The sequence below is a fragment of the Nocardioides sp. WJ219 genome (assembly GCF_058559815.1).
On sequence record NZ_JBZUJV010000017.1, the window covers coordinates 17188 to 27292 of the forward strand.

Consider the following 10105-nt stretch of genomic DNA (forward strand, 5'->3'; position numbering starts at 1 on the left):
GTGACCGCCTCTCTCGCCAAGGACGCCTCGGACGCGCCCGCGACGCCCCGGACCGGCTCGCCCCGTGTGGGCGGGATCGACCTCGGCCGCATCTGGGACACCTGGGGCATCACCGCCTGCCTCGCCGTCCTCGTCCTGGTCGCAGCGAGCATGGACTCAACCTTCCTAAGCCTGGCCAACATTCAGTCCGTGCTCACCGAGAGCGCCTACCTCGGCATCGTCGCCGCGGCCATGACTATCGCCATCATCAACGGGACCTTCGACCTCTCGGTCGGTGGTCAGCTCGCGCTGGTCAGCGTCGTCTCGTTGACGGGGTACGAGATGGGCGGCACGGGGCTCGCCATCGCTGCGGCCGTCGTCGCCGGCGTCGGCTGCGGCCTCGTCAACGGCACCCTCGTCACGGTGCTGCGGGTGCCGCCGTTCGTCGCCACGCTCGGCATGCTGTTCGTCTTCCGCGGCATCGCCTACATCCTCACGGAGGACTCCCCGGCAACCCTGCCCTACAGCGAGGTCAACTCAGGGTTCGCCCAGCTCGGCGCCATGCGCCTGGCAGAGATCCCGCTGCCCTTCGTGATGATGGTCGCGTCCTTCGCGGCCGCTTACGTCTTCCTGCGCCACACGACGGCCGGGCGACGCGTCGTCGCCTACGGCTCCTCGCCGGACGCGGCCCGGTTCACCGGCGTCTCTGCCACCCGGGTCCGCTTCCTCGTGTTTGGCATCGTCGGCCTGGCGGTCGGCATCGCGGTCCTCACCTACATCACCCGGATCTGGACCGCCGACGGCGCCACCCAGGACGGCTTCGAGCTGCGCGTCATCACCGCGGCCGTGCTCGGCGGCGCCAGCCTCCAGGGCGGCAAGGGTTCCCTGCTCGGCACCTTCTCGGCGGTGCTCCTGGTCGCCGTCCTGAACGACCTGATGGTCGGACAGGGCGTCAGCGCCGGTGTCCAGCAGATGGTGCTGGGCTTTGTGCTCATCGTCGCCCTTGGCATCGACGGCGTCCGCACCAAGTACGCCCACCGCCTGCGCGCGCTGCTCTCGCGGCGCCGTCACTCCACGACCGCCACGTCCTAGCGCCAGCGGAACCGGACCCCTGCTCGGGACGGCTCGCCGACGGCGAGCTGAAACGTCTCATTGCACCATCGCACCGTCGCACCACTCCCACCCCGAGGACCGGCACCGGCGCCGGCCATATCAGAAAGGCACCACCGATGAAGCACCTCAGGTTCCTCGCGGCCGCTGCTGCGTCCCTGGCTCTGGCACTCTCGGCCTGCAGCAGCTCCACCGACGACACCGCGTCCGACGGCGACGGCGGTAGCGACAAGGGCAGCAGCGAGAACCTGGTCGTCGGGTTCTCCGTCTATGACATGCAGTACGAGTTCTTCCAGAAAATGGAGGAGGGCACCCGTGCCGCCGTCGAGGCCAAGGGCTGGGAGTTCAAGCTCCACGACGAGAAGGGCGACGAGAACGAAATGGTCACCGGCGCCCAGGCGCTCCTCGACGAGGGCGTCGACGTGCTGATCATCAGCCCGTTCAAGCCCGACGCGCTCGGCCCCATCATCGCTAAGGCCAAGCAGCTCGGAACCCCGGTCATCGTCAACGACATCGGTGGCGGCGGCACGCCCTATGACGCCATCGTGATCTCCGACAACGAGAACGGTGGCGTGCAGGCCGCCGAGCTGATCGACGAGACCATCAAGGCCTCGGGCAACACCAGTAAGAAGGTCGTCTCCATCACCTGCGAGCCGTCGGCTGTCTACGCCGCTCGTCGCAACGAGGGATTCACGGCCACGATCGAGGAGCTCGGCTACGAGGTCGTCACCGAGCTCTCGGGCAACTCCAAGGCCGAGGAGGCGTACAAGATCATGAAGGACGCCCTCGCCAAGGACCCCGACGTCGCCGGTGTCTTCGCCTGCAACGACCCGATGGCCGTCGCCGCGTCCAACGCCATCGTCGATGCCGGCAAGGACCCGGTCAAGGACATCGTCACCGTCGGCTTCAACGGCGACGAGGAGGCCCTCACGGCCATCGAGGCCGGCAAGCTCACCGCGACCGTCGCCCAGGACCCCGCGGCCATGGGCGCCCTGACCGTCGACCTCGCAGCCGACGCCGTCGACGGCAAGGAGCTGCCGTTCGACAACGCTGACGAGCGCGAGGTCTACCAGGACGTCACTCTCGTCACCGCGGAGAACATCGCCGACTTCGCCGGCTGACCCCTCTCAATGCCTGTCCGGCGCCGTGGGGCCCGCATCGCTGAACCCCACGGCCCCGGGTGTGCCCGAATCAAGAAGACCAGAAGGAAAGTCATGCCCGCCTTCGACGCGATCGCGTCCCAGCTCGACAACCTCGCTATCGAGGTCCCCTCGTGGGCCTACGGCAACTCGGGGACGCGGTTCAAGGTCTTCGGCACCCCCGGCACCCCGCGCACCGTGCAGGAGAAGATCGCCGACGCCGCGACCGTCCACCGACTCACCGGCCTCGCGCCGTACGTCGCTCTACACATCCCGTGGGACCTCGTTGACGACTACGACGCGCTGGGTGCCCACGCCGCCGACCACGGCGTGGCCCTGGGCACGATCAACTCGAACACCTTCCAGGACGACGACTACAAGTTCGGTGCCCTGACCCACACCGACAAGAAGGTCCGCCAGAAGGCGATCGACCACCACTTCGAGTGCATCGACGTGATGAATGCGACCGGCTCCCGCGACCTCAAGATCTGGCTCGCCGAGGGCAGCAACTACCCGGGCCAAGCCGACATGCGCGGCCGCCAGGACCGTCTCGCCGAGTCGCTCCAGCAGATCTACGCCCGCATCGGTGACGAGCAGCGCCTCGTGCTGGAGTACAAGTTCTTCGAGCCGGCGTTCTACCACACCGACGTCCCGGACTGGGGCACGTCGTACGTCCAGGTCTCGGCGCTCGGCGAGCGCGCGATGGTCTGCCTCGACACCGGACATCATGCCCCCGGGACGAACATCGAGTTCATCGCCATGCAGCTGCTGCGCCTGGGGCGGCTGGGCTCCTTCGACTTCAACTCGCGCTTCTACGCCGACGACGACCTCATCGTCGGCGCGGCCGACCCGTTCCAGCTGTTCCGCATCGTCGCGGAGGTCATCCGCGGCGGCGCCCTCCAGCCGGACAGCGGTGTCGCGCTGATGCTCGACCAGTGCCACAACGTCGAGGACAAGATCCCCGGCCAGATCCGCTCGGTGCTCAACGTCCAGGAGATGACCGCCCGCGCGCTGCTCCTCGACCGCGACGCGCTCACCGTGGCACAGGAGGCAGGCGACGTGCTGGGTGCCAACGCCATCTTCATGAACGCCTTCTACACCGACGTCCGTGTCGACCTCGCCGCCTGGCGCGAGTCGCGCGGCCTGCCGGCCGACCCGATGCGTGCCTACGCCGAGTCCGGCTACCAGCAGAAGATCGAGGAGTCCCGCGTCGGCGGGACCCAGCTCTCCTGGATCTGACGCGTCCCACCCCTGAGCACCCGATCCACCTACGGAAGGCATCATGACCAACCCTGCTGCGGCCGAACTGATCGTCCGGTCCAATCGCCTCGGCGCCGAACCCAAGAACACCAACTACGCGGGCGGCAACACCTCGGCGAAGGGCACCGAGACCGACCCGGTCACCGGTGAGCCCGTCGAGCTCGTCTGGGTCAAGGGCTCCGGGGGCGACCTCGGCACGCTGCAGGAGTCGGGCCTGGCCGTGCTGCGCCTGGACCGCATGCGAGCGCTCGTCGACGTCTACCCCGGCATCGAGCACGAGGACGACATGGTCGCCGCGTTCGACTACTGCCTGCACGGCAAGGGCGGCGCCGCGCCGTCGATCGACACCGCCATGCACGGCCTCGTCGACGCCGCCCACGTCGACCACCTGCACCCCGACTCCGGCATAGCGATCGCGACCGCCGCCGACGGTCAGGAGCTGACCACCACGATCTTCGGCGACCAGGTGGTCTGGGTGCCATGGCGCCGGCCAGGATTCCAGCTCGGCCTCGACATCGCCGAGATCAAGGAGAAGAACCCGCAGGCCGTCGGTTGCATCCTCGGCGGCCACGGCATCACCGCCTGGGGCCAGACCAGCGACGAGGCGGAGAAGAACTCGCTGTGGATCATCGACACTGCCGCGGCCTACATCGACGAGCACAGCAGCTCCGAGCCGTTCGGGCCGCCGCTCGAGGGGTATGCCGCCCTGCCGACCGAGGAGCGCCGCACCAAGGCCGCCGCCCTCGGTGCCACCATCCGCGGCATCGCCAGCCAGGACAGGCCCATGGTCGGCCACTTCACCGACAGCCCCGAGGTCCTCGACTTCCTCGCGTCGTCCGAGCACCCCCGCCTGGCCGCCCTCGGCACCAGTTGCCCCGATCACTTCCTGCGCACCAAGGTCAAGCCGCTGGTCCTCGACCGGCCGCCCACGGCCACCGTCGAGGAGAGCATCGCGCGCCTCAAGGAGCTGCACGTCGCCTACCGCGAGGACTACCAAGGCTACTACGACCGCAACGCCACCCCCGACAGCCCGGCCATCCGCGGGGCCGACCCGCTGGTCGTGCTGGTGCCCGGCGTGGGCATGTTCAGCTACGGCAAGGACAAGCAGACCGCCCGCGTGGCCGGGGAGTTCTACGTCAACGCCATCAACGTGATGCGCGGCGCCGAGGGGCTCTCGACCTACGCCCCCATCGACGAGGCGGAGAAGTTCCGCATCGAGTACTGGGCGCTGGAGGAGGCCAAGTTGCAGCGGATGCCGGCGCCCAAGCCGCTGGCCACCCGGATCGCCCTGGTCACCGGCGCCGCCGGCGGTATCGGCAAGGCCACGGCCATGAAGCTCGCGGCCGAGGGCGCCTGCGTCGTCGTCGCCGACCTGTCGCTGGAGAAGGCCGAGGCGGCTGCCGCCGAGATCGGCGGCTCCGACGTCGCCGTGGGCGTCCAGGTCGACGTCAGCAAGGCCGATGCCGTCCGGGCGATGGTCGACGCCACCGTGCTCGCCTTCGGCGGGGTCGACCTCGTCGTCAACAACGCCGGGCTCTCGCTGTCCAAGAGCCTCCTCGAGACCACCGAGGCCGACTGGGACCTGCAGCACGACGTGATGGCCAAGGGCTCGTTCCTGGTGTCGAAGGCTGCGGCACGCGTGCTCATCGACCAGCGGATGGGCGGCGACATCATCTACATCTCGTCGAAGAACTCCGTCTTCGCCGGTCCCAACAACATCGCCTACTCCGCCACCAAGGCCGACCAGGCCCACCAGGTGCGCCTGCTGGCCGCCGAGCTCGGTGAGCACGGCGTCAAGGTCAATGGTGTGAACCCCGACGGCGTCGTCCAAGGCTCCGGCATCTTCGCCTCGGGCTGGGGCGCCAACCGCGCGGCCGTCTACGGCGTGGAGGAGAAGGACCTCGGCAAGTTCTACGCTCAGCGCACGATCCTCAGGCGCGAGGTGCTGCCCGAGCACATCGCCAACGCGGTCTTCGTGCTCTGCGGGCCGGACATGACCCACACGACCGGGTTGCACGTGCCCGTCGATGCAGGCGTGGCCGCAGCGTTCCTGCGTTGACCCGCCGCCCAGCACCCAAGGAGACCAAGCATGACAGAGAAGCTCGACGCCCCCGCCGCCACGGTCACCGGACTCGAGCGGATCTCCCCTCGCAGGACCCGTATCGGACTGGTCGCAGGCGGCCTCGGCGCCTACTGGCCCCAATTCCCCGACCTGCTCCCGCAGCTCCAAGCCAGCGCCCGCCGTGTCTCCGAGCGCTTCGCCCAGCTGGACTGCGACGTCATAGACGTCGGTTTCATCTCCGACGCTCAGGAGGGCGCCGCGGCGGCTGAGAAGCTGCGGCTCGCCGACTGCGACCTCATCGTCGGGTTCCTCACGACCTACATGACTGCGTCCATGCTGGTGCCTGTCGCGCAGCGCTCAGGGGCACCGGTCCTGCTGCTCAACCTGCAGCCGACGGAGTCGATGGACCACGCCTCCTTCGACACGGGCGCCTGGCTGGCCTACTGCGGCGCCTGCCCGCTGCCCGAGATGGCCAACGCGTTCCGCCGGTGCGGAGTCGAGTTCCGCTCGGTATCCGGCTACGTCGAGGACGAGCGCGCCTGGGTACGCATCGCGCGCTGGATCGCCGCAGCCGGTGTCCGCGCGGCGCTGCGGCACGGCCGGCACGGGCTCATGGGCCACCTGTATCCCGGGATGATGGACGTCTCCACCGACCCGACCCTTGTCTCGGCGCAGCTCGGCGGGCATGTCGAGATCCTCGAGATCGACGACCTGCGGGTGCGTGTCGAGAAGGTCACCGACCCCGAGACCGACGCACGCATGACACTCGCCCGCGACCTCTTCATCCTCGATGACAGCGTTGCCGAGGACGACTTCCGCTGGGGCGCACGCGTCTCGGTGGCCCTCGACCGGCTGGTCGACGACTTCTCGCTGGACTCGCTGGCCTACTACCACCGAGGCCTCGATGGCGAGACGCACGAGCGGGTGGGTGCCGGTCTCATCCTCGGCGCCTCCCTGCTGACGGCGCGCGGAGTCCCGACCGTCGGCGAGTACGAGCTGCGAACCTCGCTGGCGATGCTGGTGCTCGACCGCCTCGGCGCTGGCGGCTCCTTCACCGAGCTGCAGGCGCTCAACTTCCGCGACGACGTGGTCGAGATGGGCCACGACGGCCCCGCCCACCTCGCGATCAGTGCCCGCGAGCCGCTGCTGCGTGGTCTCGGCGTCTACCACGGCAAGCGCGGCTGGGGCGTCTCGGTCGAGTTCGACGTCAACCACGGACCGGTCACCGTCTGCGGCCTCGCCCAGGACCGCGACGGCACCTTCTCCCTCGTTGCCTCGGAGGGCACGACCGTGCCCGGCCCGCTGCTGCAGATCGGCAACACCACCTCGCGCGTCGACTTCGGTCGCGACCCGGGGGAGTGGACCGACGAGTGGTCGGGCACCGGCATCGCCCACCACTGGGCCCTCGGCACCGGGCACCGGGTCGCGGAGCTGCGGGCTGTCGCCGACCTCCTCGGCCTGCGCTTGACCGTGGTCTGACCCATGGGCCCCCTCTCCCATCTGCGCGTGGCCGCCGTCGACCTCGGCGCCACCAGCGGCCGGGTGATGGTGGGCCGCGTCGGCCCGGGCTACCTCGCCCTCGACGAAGCCCACCGCTTCCCCAACGCCGCCGTGCGTGTTCACGACTCGCTGTTCTGGGACGTCCTCGGCATCCACCTCGAGGTCCTCGCCGGGCTGCGCACGGTGGCCGGGAACGGTCCGCTCCACGGGATCGGCATCGACTCCTGGGCTATCGACCACGGCCTCCTCGACCGCCACGGTCAGCTCCTCGGCAACCCCTACAGCCACCGCGACGCCCGCACCGACGGTGTCGCAGCCCGGGTGCTCGAGCAGGTCGGTGCGTCCGAGCAGTACGCCAAGACTGGCCTGCAGCAGCTGCCGTTCACGACGGTCTACCAGCTGGTCGCCGCCCGCGGCACCGCCGCTTTCGAGGCGGCCGAGACGCTGCTGCTCCTGCCCGACCTCCTGGGCTACTGGCTCACCGGATCGATGGGCGCCGAGCGCACCAACGCCTCCACGACCGGTCTGTACGACGTCCGATCCCACGAGTGGGCGCTTGACCTCGTCGAGCGGGTCGGGTTGCCGTGGGCGATCCTGCCGCCGTTGCGCAACCCGGGTGACCTTGTTGGCACCCTGCTCCCCGCCGTCGCCGCCGAGGTGGGCGCGGCGCCCACCACGCCGGTCGTCGCGGTGGGTTCGCACGACACAGCATCCGCCGTCGTCGGCGTGCCCGCCGAGGGGCTGCCGGGTGACGGCGCGGCGTACATCTCCTCGGGCACCTGGTCGCTCGTCGGCTTGGAGCTCGACGAGCCGGTGCTGACCGAGGACGCGCGGCTGGCGGACTTCACCAACGAGGGCGGGGTCGACGGCACCGTGCGCTTCCTCAAGAACGTCATGGGCCTGTGGGTGCTCTCGGAGTGCGTGCGCACCTGGACCGAGCGCCGCGTTGCCGGCACCGATCTCGCCTCGTTGCTCACGGCGGCCGCCGGGGCGCCGGCGCTGCGCACCGTCGTCGACATCGATGACCCCGCCCTGCTGCCGCCCGGCGACATGCCATCGCGCGTGCGAGCCCTGGCTGAGCGGGCCGGCGAGCCGGTGCCGCTCACGCCGCGGGACACCGCCCGGTGCATCCTCGACAGCCTCGCCCTCGCCTACCGACGACACCTTCGCACAGCGGCGGCGCTGGCGGGGCGCGACCTCTCGAACGTCCACGTGGTCGGCGGCGGCACCCGCAACGAGCTGCTGTGCCAGCTGACGGCCGACGCGCTCGAGGTGCCCGTGCTGGCGGGTCCGGTCGAGGCCGCCGCGCTCGGCAACGTGCTCGTGCAGGCCCGTTCCCTCGGCGCCGACCTGCCTGACCTCGAGGCCATGCGCACGCTCGTGCGCGGCACCCACGTCCTGCGGCGTTACGACCCGCGTCCCGGAACAGACTGGGATGCAGCCGAACGGCGACTCACCCGTACACACAAGGAGTCATCCCGATGAAGCGCCAGCTGCCCAAGCGACACGACCTCGCGCCCCTGCTGAAGTTCAAGAAGCCGGAGCTCTCGCCCAAGACGCGGCGCCTCCGGTCAGCGCTGACGATCGAGGACCTCCGACGCATAGCCAAGCGGCGCACACCGAAGGCGGCTTTCGACTACACCGACGGGGCCGCCGACGGCGAGGTGTCGCTGGCCCGGGCCCGTGAGGCATTCGCCGACGTCGAGTTCCATCCGGCGATCCTGCGCGACGTCTCCGTCGTCGACACCGCCCGGGAGGTGCTCGGCAGGCGGGTCGAGCTGCCGTTCGGCATCGCTCCCACCGGCTTCACCCGCATGATGCAGACCGAGGGCGAGATCGCCGGTGCGACCGCGGCGGCCGCAGCAGGCATCCCCTTCGCGCTGTCGACGATGGGCACCACGTCGATCGAGGACGTTGCCGCCGCTGCACCGGCGTCGAGCGGGGGACGCAACTGGTTCCAGCTCTACATGTGGAAGGACCGCGACCGGTCGATGGCGCTGGTCGACCGTGCGGCGAAGGCCGGCTACGACACCCTGCTGGTCACCGTCGACGTGCCCGTGGCGGGTGCGCGGTTGCGCGACGTGCGCAACGGGATGACCATTCCGCCCACCTTGACCCCGCGCACCGTCGTCAACGCCTTGCCGCGACCGGCGTGGTGGATCAACTTCCTGACGACCGAGCCGCTCGCCTTCGCCTCGCTCGACTCGTGGTCAGGAACAGTCGCCGACCTGCTGGACACGATGTTCGACCCGACGGTGACCTACGACGACCTGGCGTGGATCCGCTCGCAGTGGCCCGGCAAGATCGTGGTCAAGGGTGTGCAGTCCGTCGGCGACGCCGTCCGTCTGGCGGACGAGGGTGTCGACGCGGTTCTACTCTCCAACCACGGTGGACGCCAGCTCGACCGCGCGCCTGTGCCGTTCCAGCTCCTGCCGCAGGTCGTCAAGGAGGTCGGCAGCCAGGTCGAGGTGCACCTCGATACCGGCATCATGTCCGGACAGGACATCGTCGCCGCGATCGCGCACGGCGCGCACTTCACGCTCATCGGCCGTGCCTACCTCTATGGGCTCATGGCCGGCGGCCGCGAGGGCGTCGACCGCACCATCGAGATCTTGCAGGGACAGATCGAGCGCACCATGCGGCTGCTCGGCGTACGTGCCCTGGACGAGCTCGAGCCGGGTCACGTCACCGCCCTGCAGCGACTCGCCCCGCGACCTGGCTGAGGTGACCCTGCAGGTGGCGACCCAGGCGGCTCCGACGTGGGACCAGACGGACCTCACGATTCTCGGGCTGCTCGCCGAGGGGCACACCGTCGACACCGTCGCTCGCAAGGTCGGCATGTCCGGACGGACCGTTCGTCGCCGCTTGCGGGTCCTCGCCGACGACGTGGGCGTGGAGACGACCATCGAGACCGTCGTCCACGCCGTCCGCTCCGGCCTCATCTGACTCCTCCCCGCCGACGGGACGGCGGCGCCTGGCGTTGACGTGGCCGGATGAGGTCAGATCGGGCGCGACCGGTTGTGACGGGGGTCACGCGGACGTAGTGTGTCCATAT

General features: G+C 69.8%; 8 protein-coding genes. All 8 read left to right on the plus strand.

All coding sequences use genetic code 11. From position 1 onward, the window contains the following. A complete protein-coding gene (locus AC4MBH_RS24165) occupies positions 1 to 1071 on the plus strand; it encodes an ABC transporter permease (RefSeq protein WP_491797969.1) in 1071 nt (356 codons plus the stop codon). Between the two features lie 137 nt (positions 1072 to 1208). Beyond that, complete coding sequence (locus AC4MBH_RS24170; RefSeq protein ID WP_491797970.1) at positions 1209 to 2210, plus strand: substrate-binding domain-containing protein; 1002 nt, start codon at positions 1209 to 1211, stop codon at positions 2208 to 2210. Positions 2211 to 2303: 93 nt separating this feature from the next. Beyond that, positions 2304 to 3467, plus strand: coding sequence for an L-rhamnose isomerase (gene rhaI, locus AC4MBH_RS24175; RefSeq protein ID WP_491797971.1), 1164 nt, complete (start codon positions 2304 to 2306; stop codon positions 3465 to 3467). A 43-nt stretch (positions 3468 to 3510) separates the two neighbouring features. Continuing rightward, on the plus strand, positions 3511 to 5547 hold the full coding sequence (locus tag AC4MBH_RS24180; RefSeq protein WP_491797972.1) for a bifunctional aldolase/short-chain dehydrogenase: 2037 nt from the start codon (positions 3511 to 3513) through the stop codon (positions 5545 to 5547). 30 nt (positions 5548 to 5577) lie between these two features. Beyond that, positions 5578 to 7029: an arabinose isomerase gene (locus AC4MBH_RS24185; protein WP_491797973.1), complete on the plus strand. Its 1452-nt coding sequence runs from the start codon at positions 5578 to 5580 to the stop codon at positions 7027 to 7029. Between the two features lie 27 nt (positions 7030 to 7056). Beyond that, positions 7057 to 8535, plus strand: a complete 1479-nt coding sequence (locus AC4MBH_RS24190) for a rhamnulokinase (RefSeq protein WP_491797974.1) — start codon at positions 7057 to 7059, stop codon at positions 8533 to 8535. Continuing rightward, positions 8532 to 9773 (plus strand): alpha-hydroxy acid oxidase, encoded by a 1242-nt coding sequence (locus tag AC4MBH_RS24195; RefSeq protein ID WP_491797975.1) that lies wholly within the window; start codon positions 8532 to 8534, stop codon positions 9771 to 9773. Before AC4MBH_RS24190 ends, AC4MBH_RS24195 begins: the two co-directional genes overlap by 4 nt. A 1-nt stretch (position 9774) precedes the next feature. Then, positions 9775 to 9996 carry a helix-turn-helix domain-containing protein gene (locus AC4MBH_RS24200; protein WP_491797976.1) on the plus strand — a complete coding sequence of 74 codons (222 nt, stop codon included), beginning with the start codon at positions 9775 to 9777 and terminating at the stop codon, positions 9994 to 9996. The last annotated feature ends 109 nt before the right edge of the window (positions 9997 to 10105 follow it).

Bases quoted from the DNA above. Each gene is read 5' to 3' on its own strand.
- AC4MBH_RS24170 (WP_491797970.1), top strand. From the start codon at position 1,209: ATGAAGCACCTCAGGTTCCTCGCGGCCGCTGCTGCGTCCCTGGCTCTG.
- rhaI (WP_491797971.1), top strand. From the start codon at position 2,304: ATGCCCGCCTTCGACGCGATCGCGTCCCAGCTCGACAACCTCGCTATC.
- AC4MBH_RS24180 (WP_491797972.1), top strand. From the start codon at position 3,511: ATGACCAACCCTGCTGCGGCCGAACTGATCGTCCGGTCCAATCGCCTC.
- AC4MBH_RS24185 (WP_491797973.1), top strand. From the start codon at position 5,578: ATGACAGAGAAGCTCGACGCCCCCGCCGCCACGGTCACCGGACTCGAG.
- AC4MBH_RS24195 (WP_491797975.1), top strand. From the start codon at position 8,532: ATGAAGCGCCAGCTGCCCAAGCGACACGACCTCGCGCCCCTGCTGAAG.